The sequence below is a fragment of the Aurantiacibacter sp. KMU-128 genome (assembly GCF_056933515.1).
The window spans coordinates 1,854,312-1,871,825 of sequence record NZ_JBXORT010000001.1; the positions used below are offsets into that span (position 1 = coordinate 1,854,312).

General features: G+C 61.0%; 10 protein-coding genes. 2 read left to right on the forward strand and 8 right to left on the reverse strand.

Features of this window, described 5'->3' with window-relative positions; all coding sequences use genetic code 11:
• The first annotated feature begins 6 nt into the window (after positions 1-6).
• Together ACS0VV_RS09215 and ACS0VV_RS09220 are read left to right on the forward strand one after the other, a co-directional pair.
• Entirely contained in the window at positions 7-1,869 is a 1,863-nt protein-coding gene (locus ACS0VV_RS09215; protein ID WP_483532417.1) for a DUF294 nucleotidyltransferase-like domain-containing protein, read from the forward strand.
• A gap of 1 nt (position 1,870) precedes the next feature.
• Positions 1,871-2,539, forward strand: coding sequence for an exonuclease domain-containing protein (locus ACS0VV_RS09220; protein ID WP_483532418.1), 669 nt, complete (start codon positions 1,871-1,873; stop codon positions 2,537-2,539).
• A gap of 9 nt (positions 2,540-2,548) precedes the next feature.
• On the opposite strand, the gene ACS0VV_RS09225 is transcribed toward ACS0VV_RS09220, so the two are convergent.
• The 8 genes from ACS0VV_RS09225 to ACS0VV_RS09260 all read right to left on the reverse strand — a co-directional run bounded on the left by ACS0VV_RS09225 (position 2,549) and on the right by ACS0VV_RS09260 (position 17,433).
• Complete coding sequence (locus tag ACS0VV_RS09225) at positions 2,549-3,769, reverse strand: saccharopine dehydrogenase family protein (protein ID WP_483532419.1); 1,221 nt, start codon at positions 3,767-3,769, stop codon at positions 2,549-2,551.
• An 85-nt stretch (positions 3,770-3,854) separates the two neighbouring features.
• Positions 3,855-4,886: a PfkB family carbohydrate kinase gene (locus tag ACS0VV_RS09230; RefSeq protein ID WP_483532420.1), complete on the reverse strand. Its 1,032-nt coding sequence runs from the start codon at positions 4,884-4,886 to the stop codon at positions 3,855-3,857.
• Between the two features lie 34 nt (positions 4,887-4,920).
• Positions 4,921-5,676: an SDR family NAD(P)-dependent oxidoreductase gene (locus ACS0VV_RS09235; protein WP_483532421.1), complete on the reverse strand. Its 756-nt coding sequence runs from the start codon at positions 5,674-5,676 to the stop codon at positions 4,921-4,923.
• A 39-nt stretch (positions 5,677-5,715) separates the two neighbouring features.
• A complete protein-coding gene (locus ACS0VV_RS09240) occupies positions 5,716-7,881 on the reverse strand; it encodes a heparinase II/III domain-containing protein (RefSeq protein ID WP_483532422.1) in 2,166 nt (721 codons plus the stop codon).
• Positions 7,878-10,124 carry a chondroitinase-B domain-containing protein gene (locus ACS0VV_RS09245; RefSeq protein WP_483532423.1) on the reverse strand — a complete coding sequence of 749 codons (2,247 nt, stop codon included), beginning with the start codon at positions 10,122-10,124 and terminating at the stop codon, positions 7,878-7,880. Before ACS0VV_RS09245 ends, ACS0VV_RS09240 begins: the two co-directional genes overlap by 4 nt.
• Before the next feature lie 113 nt (positions 10,125-10,237).
• A complete protein-coding gene (locus tag ACS0VV_RS09250; RefSeq protein ID WP_483532424.1) occupies positions 10,238-10,978 on the reverse strand; it encodes a FadR/GntR family transcriptional regulator in 741 nt (246 codons plus the stop codon).
• A 129-nt stretch (positions 10,979-11,107) separates the two neighbouring features.
• On the reverse strand, positions 11,108-14,236 hold the full coding sequence (locus tag ACS0VV_RS09255; protein ID WP_483532425.1) for a TonB-dependent receptor: 3,129 nt from the start codon (positions 14,234-14,236) through the stop codon (positions 11,108-11,110).
• Positions 14,237-14,391: 155 nt separating this feature from the next.
• Positions 14,392-17,433: a TonB-dependent receptor gene (locus tag ACS0VV_RS09260; protein ID WP_483532426.1), complete on the reverse strand. Its 3,042-nt coding sequence runs from the start codon at positions 17,431-17,433 to the stop codon at positions 14,392-14,394.
• Positions 17,434-17,514: the final 81 nt, after the last annotated feature.

The following is a 17,514-nucleotide window of genomic DNA, read 5'->3' on the forward strand; positions in this document are numbered from 1 at the left end:
GCTATCATGGGACAGGAATTTGCCGAAATCGCCCGCTTCCTCGGCAGCGCCGCGCCGTTCAACCTGCTCGGCGAGGATGTGCTGGCGCGCATCGCGCGGCAAGTCACCATCACCTATTTTCCCGCTGGCGAGATAGTGCTGACCGCTGGCGAGACCAACAACCGCCTGATGATCGTGCGTTCGGGCGCGGTCGAATTGCGGCTGGCGGGCGAGGAGCTGACCGCGCGCATCGAACCCGGCAGTGCCTTTGCCTACCCCTCCATCCTGCGCGGCGGCGAAGTGCGCAACACCGCCATCGCGATGGAAGACACGCTGCTGTACCAGCTGCCCGGCGCGCTGTTCCTCAAGCTGCGCGAGGATCACAAGCGCTTCCGCGAATACTTCGTCGAGGACGAGGCAGACCGCATCCGCCACGCGCTGCGCCGCCGCGAAAGCGCGACATCGGGAATGTTCGACACGACGCAGGTCGACAGTCTGCTCCGCCGCACCGGCCCCGTCGTCTGCGCGCCGCAACAGACGATATGCGAAGCGGCGCAGATCATGCGCGAGTGCGATGTCAGCACGTTGGCGGTGTGCGACGATACGGGACTGGTGGGCATTCTCAGCGACAAGGATTTGCGCAACCGCGTCGTCGCGGCAGGCGTGCCGGGCGACAGGCTGGTGAGCGAGGTGATGACGCCGCGCCCCAAGACGCTCCCCACCGATGCCAGCGTTGCCGAAGCCATGGCGCTGATGGCCGCAGGCGGCTTCCGCCATGTGCCGCTGATCGCCAGCGATGGCTCGCTGGCGGGGATGATAAGCTCGAGCGACATCCTCGCTTTCCTCGGCAGTAATGCGATTGATGCAGGGCTGGCGATTGCCCGCGCAGACAGTCCCGCCGCGCTGATCGCCGCTGCACAGCGTATCCCTGAAAGTTTCGTGCGGATGGAGCATCAAGGGCTTGGCCCTGCGCATATCATGCGTTTCGTCTCCGCATTGGGCGAAGCGGCGCACCGTCGCGCAGCGCAGTTGGCTGAGGCCGAACTGGGCAAGCCGCCCGTGCCCTATGCGCTTGTCGTCTTCGGCTCGCTCGCCCGCGAAGAGCAGCTGGTCGGTTCGGATCAGGACAATGGGCTGGTGATCGACGATGCTATGGCAGAAGGCGATGCGGACTATTTTGCACAGCTTGGGGGACGCATTTCCGACCTGCTCAATGATTGCGGCTTCGTCTATTGCAAGGGCGGGATCATGGCCAAGGAAGCCGCCCAGCGCCTGACTGCCAGCGAATGGCAAAGCCGCTACACCGACTGGATCGAGCGGCCCGATGAAGACAAGATCCTGCGCGCCACCATCTTCTTCGATATGCGCTGCGTGCATGGCGAGGCGTCGCTGGTCGATAGTCTGCGCGAAAAGGTGATCGAACGCGCCGCCGCCTCTTCGATTTTCGCCAGCTATCTCGCGCGCGATGCACAGCGCAGCAAAGTGCCGCTGGGCTTCTTCCGCAATCTGGTGCTGGAAAGCACGGCGGACGGGGAGAAGGTTTTCGACGTGAAGGCGCAGGCGGTTATGCCGGTGATCGACATTGCCCGCACCAACGCGCTCGCCCACGGTATCCACGCGGTCGGGACAGCCGACCGGCTCGACGCCATCGCCCGCGCGGGCAAGATGGCGAGCGGCGATGCGCAAAGCCTGAAGGATGCGATGGTGCTGGTGAACGAATTGCGCATCCGCCATCAGGCCGAGCTGCTGGCAGCGGGAAAAGCGCCCGACAATGCGATTGCGCCTGCCAGTCTCTCCCCGCTCGAACGCGATCACCTGAAAGATGCTTTCGCGGTCATTCGCGGCGCACTCGATTCGCTGCGGCGCAACCTAGCCGGAGGGATTGTGTGAGATGTTCGCCCGGCTGCGCTTCGCGCATGATCTGCGCCGGCTAAGCACCTCCTCAGCCCCTGTTCTGGGCCGTTATGCCGCCGCTGAATGGCCCGATCCGGCATTGCCCGCGCGCGACGCCCCGCTGCTCGCGCTCGATTTCGAGCTCGATGGCCTCAAGCGCGGCGCACATCTGCTGCAAGCGGGTTGGACGCGCTTCACGCCGCGCGCGGTCGTGCTGGAACACGCACAGGTGCACGATATCCGCAGCAATGCCGATCTCGACCGGCAGGCCGTGACGATCCACGGCATAGGCGGACAGCGCGCCTCGGCAGGCACCCATTTGCGCGATGTGACCGCCGCACTGATTGACGATCTGGCAGGACGCGTGCTGGTGGCGCATGGCGCATCTATCGAGGTGGACGCGTTGCAAGGCGCGGCGAAGGCGATTTACGGCGCGCGCCTGCCGGTGCGTAGTATCTGCACACTCAGGCTCGAACGCCATCTCGCGCCGAACCTGACGGGAGTGGGGGCCTATCGCCTCGGCGCTGCGCGGGCGCGCTATGGTCTGCCCGCCTATGACGCACATGACGCGCTGGGCGATGCCATAGCGGCTGCCGAATTGCTGATGGCACAACTGACGCGGATGCCGCGCGACACTACACTGGGCAGACTTGAGGCGCTGGGCTGAGCGCGCTGCCTATTGCTCCTCGACCATGTCGAAGGTCAGTCCGGCATGGGCCTGTAATCGCGCGATAAGTGCATCGCCCATCAGTGTTGCAGGCGTCCAGAAACCGCCCGCCGCATCCGCAGGCACATCGCGCGCCAGACACAAAGCCGCCTGGCTAAGCATCTTCGCCGTCGAGCCATAGCCCGGATCGCGGTCACCCGTAACGCGGCAACGCGCGGTCTTGCCGCTCGCCGTGCTGCCGAGGAAGGCCATGTCGAACATCCCCTCGCGCTGTTCGGTCGGGCTCGGCCCCTCGCCCGGCTTGGGCAGGAATTTGCCAAGCATCCAGCGCAGCGGCGGTATCGCCAGCCCCGCCGTAAACGCGCCCAGCCCCATCGCGGCCATCTTCGCGCGGCGCTTCCCGCCGCTGCCTTTGCCCGTCACCATCGCTTCTTCGTAGAGGAAGTTTTCGCCATAGGCCTTGCCGCTCAGCGCATTGGAGCGATGCACCACCTTGGTGTTGATCGAGGCCATGATGAACGGCGCGAGCCAACGTTCGAGCCGCGCGTCGTAATCCGCCCCGACACTGCTTTGCCGCGCGGTGAAGCCGTGATCGGGCGGGCACAGGCTATAGGGGTTTTTGAGCTCGCGGCGCAGAGCCGGATCGCCCAATGCCTCCTTCACCAGATTGACCATGCTGGCGATGGTGCCGCCCGAGGCCCCGCCTTTCATGCGCATCACGCGCATATCGATCCGCTCGCACGGCTCGCCAAAGGCCTCGCGCGCGTGGCTTTGCAGGAAATGCACGCCCATGTCGGACGGGATGGAATCGAAGCCGCAGCAATGGACAATGCGCGCCCCGCTCGCCTTCGCCGCTTCCTCGTGCCGCGCCTGCATCCGGCGGATCCAGTGCGGTTCACCCGTCAGGTCGCAATAATGCGTGCCCGTTGCCGCGCAGACCTCGACCAGCAGATCGCCGTACAGCGCGTAGGGCCCGACGGTGGAGACGATCACCGTGCCTTGCGCGCACATCGCCTCCAGCGCAGCCTTGTCCGCCGCATCGGCGACGATCATCGGAATGCCCGAAAGCCCGACTTCCGCGCTCACCGCCTCCAGCTTCGCTTGCGAGCGACCAGCAATAGCCCAGCGCAACCCCTCGCCGGCAAATGTCTCGTGCATATAGCGCGTGACGATTTGCCCGACGAAGCTGGTCGCGCCGTAGACGATAATGTCGAAGGGTTTGTCGGTCATCCAGATCCCTGCCCAATGGCTGTTGTTCTGAACGCCTCCCTACAGACAGTTTCGCATATGTCGATGGCTCTACGCCCGCAGAGAGTTACCGCTGCACGCGGCCCGATCCGTCGCCCGACATCAGCTTTTCGACTTCCGGCACGGTCACGCGGTTGAAGTCGCCCATGATCGTGTGCTTGAGCGCCGATGCCGCGACCGCGAATTCGAGGCTCTGCTGCCGGTCTTCATAGGCGGTGAGGCCGTAGATTAGCGCAGAAGCAAAACTGTCCCCGCCGCCCACACGGTCAACGATATCGGTCAGTTCGTATTTGCGGCTGAGCATAAAGCCGTCCGCGCGCGTGCGCAGGCAGGCGGACCAATTGTTGCGATCCGCGCTCAGGCTTTCGCGCAAGGTGATCGCGATCGTGTGCATATCGGGATAGATATCGAGCACTTTCTGGCCGAGTGCTTCATACTTCGCCGTATCAAGCTCGCCCGATTCCACATCGACATCGACGGTGATGTCGAGCGACTTCTGGCAGTCCTCTTCATTGGCGATGCCGACATCGACATATTTCACCAGCTCGCGCATCACTTCGGGCGCGCTCTTGCCGTATTTCCACAGCTTGCCGCGGAAGTTGAAATCGCAAGAGACGGTCAGCCCTGCTTCCTTCGCGGCCTTGACACAGGCCATCGACAGATCGGCGGCAGACTGGCTGAGCGCGGGCGTGATGCCGGTGATGTGCAACCATTTGGCGCCTGCGAAAATGGTCGGCCAGTCGAATTCATCCGCGCTGGCGTTACAGATTGAGGAATTGGCGCGGTCATATACAACCTTGGACGGGCGCTGGTTCGATCCGGTTTCGAGGAAATAGATCCCCACCCGCTCGCCCGAGCGGCTGATATGCGCGGTGTCGACGCCGAACTTGCGCAGTTCCATGATGGCGTTCTCGCCAATATCGTTGTCGGGAAGCGCGCTGACAAAGCCTGCGTCGAGCCCGTAATTGCTCAGCGCGACCGCGACATTCGCCTCGCCCCCGCCAAAGGTCGCTTCAAATTGCGGTGATTGGAAAAAGCGCTCGTGTCCCGGCGTTTTCAGCCGCAGCATGATTTCGCCGAAAGAGAGAAAGTCAGTCATCGAAAATCCCGTAAAATGCGACCGCAAACCGCGATCAGGAGAAAGCCAGGCCGCCGTTTATATCCAAATTGACACCGGTAACAAAGGCGGAATTCTGGGAAATCAGATAAAACACAGCGTCGGCCACTTCCTCTGCTGCGCCCTGCCGTTTGAGCGGGGTGGCATTGGCCACATTTTCGCGCACTGCATCGGGCGTGAAGGTGTCGTGGAAGGTGGTGGCGATCATCCCCGGAGCGACCGCGTTGACGCGAATGCCCTTCGGTCCGAGTTCCTTGGCGAGGCCGCGGGTGAAGGTCATCACCGCGCCCTTGGATGTGGCATAGGCAATGGCACCGCCCCCGCCACCATCTCGACCGGCGATTGACGACAGGTTCACGATTGCCGCGCCCGCCTGCATATGCGGCACAACTGCCTTGCAGGCGAGGAAAGTGGAGGTGAGGTTCAGTTGCATGACGTGATTGAAGAAAGTCTCGTCCATTTCGCCCAGCGTCTTGCGCGCGACCAGACCGCCCGCATTGTTGACGAGCGCATGGATTTCCGCGCCGAACGCAGCCTGCGCCGCCGCAACAAGCGCATCGACATCACCTGCCTTGGTGACATCGGCCTTTTCCGCAATCGCCTTGCCGCCAGCCGCTTCAACGGCGGCAACGGTCGCTTCGGCATCGGCGGCATTGCTGTTGTAATTGACGACGACATTCGCGCCTTCGCTGCCCAGCCTGACCGAAATGGCGCGACCGATATCGCGGCTGCCACCGGTGACAATGGCGGTTTTCCCTGTCAAATTGCCCATGTTTGTTCCTTGTTCTGCTAATACAGGTGGAGGCGAGGTTTACTCGTCCAACAGGATGCGTGCGGCATAGCCTTGCCAGGCGATGCTGCGCCCATCGATCGTGATGCTGTGTGAAGCGGTAGGGTCATCAACCCAAGAGATGGCGATGGCGACCTCTTCCCCCGCAATCGTCTCGATCAGGACGATGTCGTAGTCGCCTGCTTCGACATGGCGGAGCGCGGCAATCCGGCTGTCGCCTTCGACCGTTTGTTCGGCTGCACCATCGTAAAGGCCATGCGGTTCCAGCACGCTGACGAAGGTCGCATCGCGGCTGTCTGATACGCGCTGGATAACCACGGGCTCGCGGCGCAAGTTGAAGTCGGGATCGTTCGCACCGCTCTCGCCGAGGATCACCTCAAGGCCGTCCTGCGCGACAAAGCGGTAGGTGTAGAACCGGCCATCAAGCAACCACGTCATGAAGCTATCGGCCCCGTCCGGTGTCGCGCGACCGTCTTCCCAGATATGCTGGTAGCCGTGCCCGCTGCCCAGCACCGGGCGCGCATCGACATAGCGTTCGATATCGAAGCCCAGCCGCATGATATGACCCGCATAATGCAGCGGCAGATCGAACTGCACGGGCGCCTCGCTGTGCGCCCTCAGCACATCCAGCGCCAGCGGTTGGGAAAGCCCTTCAACCGTCACCAGCGCCAGCAGCCGCTCCATTGCGACACCTTCGTTCGGGTAGGCACTGTCTATACTGGCGGCGCTGGCCTGGAAGCCGTCTGCCACATGGAACCAATCCTGCGTCGGCCACGCCGCCTCCGCCAGATCAAGATCGCCGTAGAAATGGCTCTGCTCGTTCACCACCAGCGTGTTGTGCGCGATGGTTTGCTTGGCCCAGCTCTCGTTCTCGGGCAGGTATCGCCCGCCCTCCTTCGCCTCGATGTTGAGGAAGCGCGCCGCGCCGTAATCGGTGACGACTTCCTCGCCCATATTGTAAAGCTGCCAGCTCAGCTTGTCGAAATGGCCATGGCCCATGCCTTGCGAGGCATTCTTGGCGACCAGCGCCATGTGGTTGGGCCCTGAGCCTTCACGCAGCACGGCAATCGCGCCCTGATCGCCATCAGGCCCGTCAGAAAACAGCATGGAGCGGAAGGGAAACGGCTCCGCCTCGCCCGCCGCCAAGGCCTCGGCCACGCCAAGCCCGGCTGGCGAAATCACTGTACGGTTCTGGAAGCGGGCGATATCGAGCAGCGCCGGATCGCCGCTGACTTCATATCCGATGGCGACGCCTTCATACAGTTCGGCGGTGTTCAGGCTCTTGTCGCGCATGGCATCGTTGAATGGGAAGAAGTACCCGTTGTAAGTCAGCTGGATGGTCGTATTGAGCGCCTTGAGCAGTATGCCATCGCGGTGCTCGAAAATGCGCAAGTCCGGCTGGTTGCGCTCAATCGCTCCGGCGAAGACCATAAACGGCAGCATGGCGAAGCGTTGGTAATACGGCCCCTCGGTGTAATATCCATCGGGAGAAAACAGCAGCTCGGTCTGGCGGATAAAGCCCGCCTCACCTGGCCCCACCGTGCCGTAGAGCGCGCTGCGCACCATCTCCTCGTCATTCAGCACATAGCCGGTCATCCCGACAGCAGCGGTGGCCCAAGTGGCATGGTTGTGGATCAGATTGAACGTCGCGGAGGATTCCACCGAGAGGAAATGCGCCGCGCGGCGGAACACGTCATTGTCGATCCGTTCCCGCTCGCCAGCGGGCAATTCATCGCGGATAATCTCGTAGGCCTGGATCGCGTGGACGTGCCACATTGCATCGTTGAGCACCTGCCAGAACAGCCGCCCGACATTCTGGTTCGCCCGCGCGGGATGGTCACCCAAGGTCGGGTAGAGATCGGCATATTCGAGGAGCATTTCGCGGACGAAACCGAAATAGCGCGCCTCGCCCGTCAGCTCGTAGAGCTGCGCGGCAAGGAGCATTGCACGGTAATTACGCTTGTGCTGTTCATGCGTGTAGCCGCCGCCCGGATCGGCGGGGACAGGGACTGTGACGCCCGCTGCTATCATTTCGTCGACAAAACGTTGGGCTCGCGACATTTCGGCGGCAAAAAGCGGCGGGTATGCGGCCTCTACAGCGCCTGCTGGCGGTGCCTCCTGCGCAATTGCTGGCGCAGCAAGGACGATCAGGCTTGCCCCAACCGCTAGCGAGAGAACGCGCCTCATTCGCCTTCCCCCGCTTCAACGATATTGCGCTCCATCGTCACGCGCGGCGCGCAATCGCAATTGAGTTCGACCAGTTCGGGTGCCGGTGTACCCACAAAGCGGTTGTCGACCAGCGCCGTCTCGGGAACGCCCACCGTGTGCGTGATGGCAACAGGCGCAGAGCCTGTGAACGTGTTGCCGCCGATCTGCGTCCGCTGCGTGCCGTGCAGCATAAGCGATGCGCCGGTCCCCTCTCCGACATTGTCGAAAGTCGATCCGGTCACAGTGACGTGCGGTCCGAAAGTGCTTTCATCGCGCCCGCCACGGTAAATTTCAGCTACCGGCCTACGCACATTGCGGAAGGTCGAGCCGCTGATCTCGAGATATTCGACATTGTAGCGGCCCTGATCGTCGGCTTCGGCGATCGCGGAGACAACGCTACCGCTGATATTCTCGAAGGTGCTGTCGCGGATATCAACGCGGTCGGCGAGCGTTGACGGGCCGAAGGCGATCACATCGAAATCGCGATTGATATCAAGGTTACGCACCAGCACGTTGCCGAACGAGACGCGAAGATTGCCCCGAATGGGCGCGCTCGATGTGCGGATCACCGCATTGGCCGAGGAGTCCGGTGCTTGCGATCCGTCAATGACGAGATTGTGCAATGCAAGCCCGCCATTCTCGCGCAGTTCGAAGAGCGTGGGCCGGGCAAATTCGATGATTGTCGCGCCATTGGTGCTGCCGGTGAGCGAGACCATCCGCTCAATCGGAATGGTGCGGTCGATCAGATAGGTGCCGGGGGAGAGCACCAAGGTCTCGCCCTCCTGCGCTCCGGCAATAGCGGCAATCAGTGCGACAGCGGAGGGCGGCACTTCGCGCGCTTGGGCCGAACCCTGCGCATCATCCGATGCAGGCTTGGGATACCAATCCACGCCAACATCTTCGAACGAAAGCACCCGCAGATCGCGCGGCGCGCCGACATTGCCGAGCGCCGGATCGGTCGGGTAGAGCAGCCCGTTCTCGCCGCGCTCCAGCCCGCTTTCCACCCGCGCCAGCATATCGAGCGCGCCGTGCAGACGGCCCGACAGCACCGCATTGTCCGCAAAGGTAATACCATCCACTGGCGCATCGACTTCGACAAACGTCCCGCCATCGCGCCCGGCAAGCAAGTTGCGGCTGAAGCTGCTGTCATAGGGCGCGACCGAGCGTTCCGCATCGGCGCCCGCGCCGAAGGTCACGCGGTCGCTATCGATGATCGAATTGTTGTCGATCTGCGCATTCTGCACTTCGACATAGCGGTTGGCGGGCGAATTGGGCACGCCGTTCATCACCGTCAGCGCGCTAGCAAAGCCATTGCCGCGCAGCCCCTCCATATAGTTCTGCCGCACGATCTGGTTGCGGTTTATCACCCGAATGCCGCCAGTGTGGTCAATACCGTGGCCGAGGAAGACATTGCGCTCGACCAGATTGCCATCGCCATGGCGCAGGGTCAGCGCGCCGCGCGAATCCAGAAAAAGGTTGCCGCGCACGGTGTTGCCGCCCGCCTTGATCGAAATGATCTCAACCTCGCCATTGCAGCGGTCGAAGATGTTGTTCTCGACAATGGTGTTCGAATTGAACTCGGCAAAATGGCTGGTGCCGATGCGCAGAGTCTCCCCGCCATTGGAGCCTAGATTGGGCCGCGGTCCGAAATAATTGTGGTCGATGCGGTGGTTGTTCTCGCGGCTTTCGGGCGCGTCGAGCCGCACCGCCAGCGTCACCCCGGCATTGGTCTTGCCGACCAGATGGTTGTGATCGAAGCGGTTGTTGCGGCCGTAAAGCGCCACCCAGTAATCGGAGTCGAAGCGATCGGGCTTGCTGAAGTGGTCGATGACGACCTGCGTGACCCGGGAATTGTTCGCCAGTGTTTCGCTGTCGATCCGGAAGGCGATAACCTCGCCCGTCGGGCTGTAGCCGTCGCGGAAAACGAGGCCGGAGACGATGATGTGATCGCCGCCAATGCGCAGATTCGATTGGCCGGTCAGAATGACGCCGCCCATCGTCTCTGCGGTCACGGTAATGGGGGCGTCCGCCCGCCCTCTGCCCGCAACCACCATTTCAAAGTCGCGCCACTCTCCGTTGGCGAGGACGATCGTGTCTCCCGCCTCAACCCGATCGATGGCACGTTCGAATTGGGACTGTGTCTCGACAAAAAACTCTTCGGCAAAGGCGGGCGTCGCCCACAGGCTCAACGCCAAAAGCCATACGGCCAGCTTGCGAAACATCGCCAATCCCTCTCTTGATCGCACAGGGACAATAGGCGAGCCGCGCTCTACGTCAACCAATTTTCCATGCCAAAATTCAGCAATGTGTCATGCCAATTTTGAGCGGGCAGCAATCATTGCAATTTGGCAGCAGCCATAAAACGCTCGCGACTTTCGCTGGCGCGTTGCTGGACTTCGGCCAGAGCCTGCGCTTCGGTGGCGTCGAGCATTGTTTCGATCAGGCGCTTGAAATGCTCCCGCATCGCCGCACGCGCACCGGCAGCATCCCGTGCCTTGAGCGCGTTGAATATCTCGCGGTGCTCTTCCATCCGCATCGCCGTATCGTGCAGACACACCGCATCATACGTCGCTTTGACCTGCGGAAGATCGTCCCGCATCCGCCACAATTGCCTGACCGTGTGGACCAATGCAGAATTGCTCGAGGCCGCAGCAATGGTCATGTGGAAAAGCTCGTCCGCCTCATCCGACACTCCCGAGTCAGGACTTGCCATCTGTTCGACCAGTTCTTCCAGACGGGCAATTTCCGCATCGGTGATATTGTGCGCAGCGAGTGCCGCCGCCTCCGATTCGATCAGCAGGCGCGCCTCGGTCACCTCGAATGCGCTCGCTGCGGGCAAGGCAGCAGGCGAATCAGGGCGTTGTTCGCTGACATAAACGCCCGATCCGGTCTTGATCTCCAGCCGCCCCATCGCCTGCAAGGCAATCTCCGCTTCACGGATGGTTACCCGGCTGACATCAAATTTCTCCGCCAGGTCCCGCTCTCCCGGTAAACGCGAGCCCGGCGGATAGGCGCCCTCGTCAATCAATTCAGCAATCTTGCGCGCAATATCCTGATAGAGCCTTTTGGCGGTCATACGATGCCCCGTTTATCGGTAAAACTGATCTTTCGCCGGGAGCGTTAGCGCATTTGTCATACCAATTCTACCACCCGAAATCGCAACGCGATCCGGGGCGCCTGTGGGAGAGCAGACGCCCCGGTAACGTCAGAACCGGACGCGCACACCAGCGAAGAAGCGCGGACCGTAGACCAGCGTCTGACTGAAATCGTCCGGAGTCCCGCGGTAATCGGTGCGCGGTTCGTTGAAGAGGTTCAGCCCTTCGACCGTGAAGCGGACATTGCGATTGAGCGTGTAGGAAATCCGCGCCTCGAACACGCCGGTGTCATCCACATAGCGGATGCGGCCCGGATCGCCCACGAATTGCTGGAAGTACTGGCTACGGTATTTGTAGACGCCCTGAAGATCGAACCCAGCAATCTCGTAGTAGATCTGCGCCGACAAGACGTGCCGCGAAAGGCCGAAGATGTTCGAAGGCGGGATCAGCGCCGCGCTGGTCGTCGTCGAACCATCCGGATTCACCGTCGTGATGGCACCCAACGTATCATCCTGGAACTCGAAATCGGAATCGGCGAAGTTGTATCCGAGACGGAAGCCCAGACCGTCAAGCGGGCGCGGCAGATAGGAGAAGCGGTGCGCCGCCGAAATCTCGAAGCCGTAGATCGTGCTGGTGTCCTGCGTGGTGTTGGTGGTGGTGACCAGCGTTTGCAGGTCTTCGCCATCGACGGTGAAGGTTTCCAACTGGCCGACCGTCTCGAAACCGCCATTGAAGGATTTGTAATATCCGCCGATGGCAAGGATCGTGTCTTCGTTAGGATACCATTCCAGCGCGGCGTCAAAATTCCATGACAGCAGCGGATCGGTGAACGGGTTACCGGTTGCGCTGGCAGTGCCAATCGCCTCCGCGACCGAGAAGATCGGACTGCCTTCATCAACCAGTGCATTGAAACTGCGGCCGAAGCTGAGGTTCGAGGGATCAGGACGCGAAAGCGCGCGGAACACCGCCACGCGGCCCAGTAGATCGGGGGTCAGGTCGGCGGTCAGGTTGAAGCTCGGCAGATATTCGGTGTAGGAACCGCCACCGGTCACTTCCACCAGCGACGTGGTATCCTGCACAATGCTGGTCAACTCACCCGTATTGGGGTCGAATACGGCGCTGAGTTCGCCGCGGAAACCGGTCGAGCTGACTTCCGTATTCACCACGCGCAGGCCGATATTGCCACGAACGGGCAAGCTGCCGAGGGTCGCGTCAAAATTGGCCTGAACATAGGCTGCCCACGTTCTTTCGCTGACATTGCTGTTCTGGATCGAATCGAAATCACTGTCGGGATAGATCGGCACCCCGTTGCTATCGAAGCTGATCCCTCTGGGATCATTGGCTTCCAGCGTTTGCGCAAGGCACAACGCATCGAAGGTCGCGTAGGTGTTGTAGGTTGCGATGACCTGTCCGGTTGCCGTGTCGACATTTGTAATCAACGGGTTGCCGCCGCTCACCGATTGCAGGAAGCCTTCCTCCGGGAAAGCGGTGCGGCACGCCTGGTTGGCGATTGCAAGCGCGCTGTTCGTGTAAGTGAACTCGGTCCGGCTGGGCAGTCCGTCATCAGCACCCGGAACATCGCGATAGAGCAGATCCTGGAAACGACCGCCAATTTCGACCGACGAGAAGAAACCGTCCAGTTCGTATTCCAGATCAACCCGCGTTGCCCAGATCGAATTGAACCGATCCTGTTCAAGATCATAGCGCGCCCGTGCATTATCGCTGAAAACATCGGGATTGGTCGGGTCGAAATCGCCGACAATAAAGTTGACGATTTGCGATCCGTTCTGCTGGATCTGGTAAGCGGTCTCGATCCGGTCGTCTGACGTATTGCTGTTGCTGTTAGGGTTGGAAAAATCGCTTTCGCGCGAGCGGGGATAGCCTGCAGGATTGCCGAAGATATCGCGCTGGTCACGGATACGCATACGCACCTGCACCGCCTCCTCCACGCGCTGCGTCTCAGAGTAGGACACATCGCCCGTAAGGGTCAGCCGGTCCGAAATGTTCGCCTCAAACCCGATGCCGCCACCGTAATATGTCTCCAGCCGTTCGATATACTCGCTGTTGGACTCGATGCTGGTTTCGCCGGTGAACTGGAGCAATTCGCCATTGGGACCAACAATCAGATCGTAATCGAGCCGGTTGCCGATCAGCGGATTGTCGAGAAAGCTGGGATCATTGACATCATCGACGCGCCGCCCCTCGGAAAAATTCAGATCGCTACGACGCTCGCGGAAGAGGCGCTGCGAATATTGGAAATCCGCGTTTAGCTCGAATAGGGGGGACGGTTGATATTGCAGCGCCGCAAAGAAGGCATCGCGCGTATCGTCGGTAATATTCTGGCGATAGGAGTAGCTGTTGCGGCCAATCACAAAATCTTCGGTGCCGGCAACATCAGGTCGGGTCGTGTTGCAATTGTTGTCGTCGCCAGTACCCGCTGATGTGCTCGACGGATCATTGCGGCAGTAATTCAGTGTGTTGCTGGCGGCTGCTTCCTGCTCCGGATTAGTCGCTTCGTTGCGCGAAAAGCCGAGCGAAATCCCAAGCTCGCCGTATCCGCCAAGGTCATATTGGTCGATATAGCTGACCGTTCCGCGAAAGCCGAAATCCTGGAACCGCTGGTCGGGGTCGATATCGAAGTTGCCGGGATTGTAATTGAGCTTCAGCTCGCCCTGCACCCGCGTCCGCCCGAAATCGAGCGGTCGCACCGATTCCAGCGCGATCTGGCCCGCAACGCCGCCTTCAATAAGGCTTGCCGACTGCGTCTTGTAGATGCCGACCGAGTTGAACAGCTCTGAGGGAAACTGGCTGAAATTGACCGAACGGTCCCCGCTGCCATTAGTGGCCGCGCGACCATTGATCACGGTCGAGCTCAGGAATGGACCGAGGCCGCGGATCGAGATTTCGGTCGCACCGCCCTGCTCGCGATGCGAGCTCGCACCGGTGAGCGTTTCCAGCGCCTCGCCGATCGAGAGCGCCGGCAGGTCGCCGATGTCGTCCGATGTCAGGGCATCGAAAATCAGATCATTCTCGCGCTTCTCACCGATGGACGACTGGATCGTGCCGCGAATACCCGTAACAACGATGGAATTGCCCTCGGCAACTTCCGGGTCCGCAGCTCCTGCGTCCTGCGCCAAAGCGGGCGATGCCACCAGCGCCATCGCACTTGTCGCCAGTAGCGCCCCGAGTGTGCGGATGTTGCGCACCTGCAGGCCAACACAATCGTTGAAATTCACCATTTTACTCTCCCGTGTTTTGGTGAAGAGTAAAAGGACAATCCAAAAGGTCAACCTAAAAACTACGCCAATTATGAGATTTATGTCATACCAATTTAGGCAAAAGTAACCCCGGGCCGCAACGCAGCCCGGGGTCGAGGGAGGAGGAGATTATTGCCTCAGAAGCTGAGCGATGCGCCGAAGGTTACGCGGCGATCCGGCAGCCCTTCGAAGCAGAGCAGAGCCCCGTCATTCACACAGAACTGGCGGATATTCGAACGCGTGAGGTTCACGCCTTCGACGCCAATGTTCAGGAACGGGGTCACGTCATAGCTGATGCTGGCGTTCAGCTGTCCGCGCGCTTCTGACACGACCGGGAAACCGAAGGTCGAGTTGAGCGAGGCACCGCCTGCCGTATCCAGCGTGCGGAAGGCATCGCGCCACGTATACCGCGCCCGCGCCGAAATGCCGTACTTCTCGTAGAACAGCGTCACGTTGTAGGCGTGCGGCGAGAAGTCCAGCAGACCCTGCACCGCCGATACCGGCACGAAATTGGCATCGTTGTAGATGCCGTTGATTGCGTTGAACACATCCGTCCCGCGCTGCGCCGAAAGGTTTTCCGCCTCGCCGCCGCCGAACTCCTGAAAGGTGTAGTTGGCAATCACACCGAAGCCCGATGCGAAGCCAAGCGTATCTTCGAAGGACGACAGATCATACTGGAAGGCAACTTCGATACCGGTCTGAGTCGTGGTCGCGCTGTCATTGATCGTCGTCTGGATATCGACGCAAATGCCGGTGCCCGGAATGTTCGACGAGACGTTGCGGTTGGCCACCGGATTGAAGATACCGCCGCCTTCACAGGGCGGTGTGATATCGCCGAAACCGTTGCCATCCCGCGGCGCTTCTTCCAGCTGGGCGACAAACAGATTGGTGCGTTCCTTGTGGAATACACCGACACTGAACAGGGCCGAAGGGGCGAAGTACCAATCCACCGACGCATCGAAACTTTGCACGGTTTCCGGTTGCAGATTGGGATTACCAATCGGGATCGCCGCCTGCGCACTGGTGCCAAACACCACCGATGTGGAAAGCTGGTTGAAGTCCGGCCGGTTGATATCCTCGGTATAGCTGGCGCGCAGCACCAGATCATCCGTCAGGTCGGCCGTCAGGTTCAGGCGCGGCAGCCATTCGTCATAATTGCCGGTGGTGGTAACCTGGGTCACCGCCGTGCCGCTGACCGCATTCCCCGTCGATGCGACACTCGTTCCGATATAGCGCAGACCCAGATTGCCTCGCACGGGTCCGAACTCGAAATTGGCCTGCGTGTAGAAGGCCACCGTTTCTTCTTCGATGTCGAAGAAGCCGGTGTTGCTGGCAGTCGGTTCGGCAATCGAGCGCATTCCCGGAACACTGGCCAACGCCTGATTGAGGATGGCGATCGTGCCCGCCTGATCGCTGAACGAACGGTTGGGATCGATCAGCAGGAAGTCGCGGAACGCCAACGCCCGCCCGTCTGCGGCATCGAAATTGCGCGGCCCGGGGACGAGCAATTCGGCAAAGGCGGTGCCGCGCGGGCTATCGCCGATCCGCGTCAGGTTGAGGTTGGAGGAAAACTCCTGAAACGCGCTCCGCCGCGTGTTGTAACGGAAGCCCGCGTCGAAGCTGGTCAGGAAGCCCGTCAGATCGAAGGTGTCATAGCTGAAATCGAGACGGAAGGAATCCTCGCTATTCTCCCGCTCGTCATTGCCGACGTTTACCGCTTGCAGAACCACATTGGCCGGATCGAGCAATTGCGCAACGCTAGGGGCGAACGGGGAATTTTCCGCGATTCCAAAGGTCAAGGAGCCGCCGCTCAGATCGTATGCAAACGGCACCGCGTTGTCGTTCAGCGTGCCCACCAGCGGAGTGTTGGGGTTCAGGAAGTTCAGCGTGGTGCTGAGTTCGGGATTGACAGTATCCGAGCGCGAGGTTGCCGCTTCGACAAACACCGTGACCAGCCCGATTTCCCATTCTCCGCCGAGGCGGAACAGCTGGCTATCGGTGATACGCGCGCCGGTATCACTGGAGAAGCGCAGGTTGGGATCGTCGGGATCGACTGTTAGAATCGGGTCGATCACTCCCGTAACCGCGGCCTGGATGCTGCCCAACTGGACCCCATCGAGCGAGCCAAAGTCGACGGTCTCGAACGCGGTCGGCACATTGAAGTTCAGCACCGCACTGACACCCGAACCCTGCACGCGCGAGCTGTCCTGGCGGCGCTCCTGCTCGTTCACGAACGCGTCGAAGAAGAAACGCAGATTGTCCGACGGCGCCCATTCGACCGTGCCGGCAAAGTTGATCGTCTCAAACTCGAAATTCTCGAGCTCCTGGTTGAGGAACTGGATACCGAGGAAGTCGAAGCTCTGCGCAGCAGGACGGCGCGTGGCCTGGTTTTCGAGGTTGCCATTGCGGATAACGGCTGCATTCACATTCTCGACAAGGCCGCCATCGCGGTCGACGCGCGGACGGAACGAGGTTGCCTCCTGCTCGGTGTAGCTGCCTGAAAGCACGATACCGATTTCGCCAATGCCCGTGTCCCAATTGTCACCAAAGCTGGCAGCAAAACGCGGCGTCACGCTTTCGGAAAGCTCCGAATATTCGCCCTGGACGCGGATGGTGGCCACGCGGTCGACCAGATCGAGCGGGCGGATCGTGCGAAGATTGATCGTGCCGCCGACCGAACCTTCAATAGTGCGCGCTTCGGGAGCCTTGATGACTTCCACCGACGCGATGATCGCCGCGTTGACGTCCTCGAAATTGATGCCGCCGCGACCGGCACCGGCGCCCACAGTAGACACGCCGTTGATCTCGGTGCGGTTGTCGTTGGTACCACGGATCTGCACCCCGGTGCCGACACCGGCGGTACGGGTAATCTGGATGCCGGGAATGTTCTCCAGCACTTCGGCTAGGTTCTGGTCGGGGAGCTTGCCGATATCTTCCGCCTGAATAACTTCGATCAGGCTGTCGGCATTGCGCTCTTCGTTGAGCGCGCTTTGCAGCGACGAGCGGATCCCTGTCACCACGATGCGGTTATCGGGCGCTTCTTCAGCCCCCGGATCGCCAGCGTCCTGCGCCAAAGCCGGAGCGGCCAGCGCCGCCACCGCACCACCTGCAAGCAACGTCGCCAAGACCCGTGATTTCCGTCCGGACGGAGCCGAACCTTCCCAAACGCCCTTCGTCATAATCTCTCCCTTTCACCTTGCTGGCTTTTTGCCTCTCTTAGCCCATTGGTCCTATTTGTAAACCTTTTAGGCATTCCAATT

Coding starts and splice junctions, on each gene's coding strand:
- ACS0VV_RS09215 (WP_483532417.1), top strand. CDS start 7: ATGGGACAGGAATTTGCCGAAATCGCCCGCTTCCTCGGCAGCGCCGCG.
- ACS0VV_RS09220 (WP_483532418.1), top strand. CDS start 1,871: ATGTTCGCCCGGCTGCGCTTCGCGCATGATCTGCGCCGGCTAAGCACC.
- ACS0VV_RS09225 (WP_483532419.1), bottom strand. CDS start 3,769: ATGACCGACAAACCCTTCGACATTATCGTCTACGGCGCGACCAGCTTC.
- ACS0VV_RS09230 (WP_483532420.1), bottom strand. CDS start 4,886: ATGACTGACTTTCTCTCTTTCGGCGAAATCATGCTGCGGCTGAAAACG.
- ACS0VV_RS09235 (WP_483532421.1), bottom strand. CDS start 5,676: ATGGGCAATTTGACAGGGAAAACCGCCATTGTCACCGGTGGCAGCCGC.
- ACS0VV_RS09240 (WP_483532422.1), bottom strand. CDS start 7,881: ATGAGGCGCGTTCTCTCGCTAGCGGTTGGGGCAAGCCTGATCGTCCTT.
- ACS0VV_RS09245 (WP_483532423.1), bottom strand. CDS start 10,124: ATGTTTCGCAAGCTGGCCGTATGGCTTTTGGCGTTGAGCCTGTGGGCG.
- ACS0VV_RS09250 (WP_483532424.1), bottom strand. CDS start 10,978: ATGACCGCCAAAAGGCTCTATCAGGATATTGCGCGCAAGATTGCTGAA.
- ACS0VV_RS09255 (WP_483532425.1), bottom strand. CDS start 14,236: ATGGTGAATTTCAACGATTGTGTTGGCCTGCAGGTGCGCAACATCCGC.
- ACS0VV_RS09260 (WP_483532426.1), bottom strand. CDS start 17,433: ATGACGAAGGGCGTTTGGGAAGGTTCGGCTCCGTCCGGACGGAAATCA.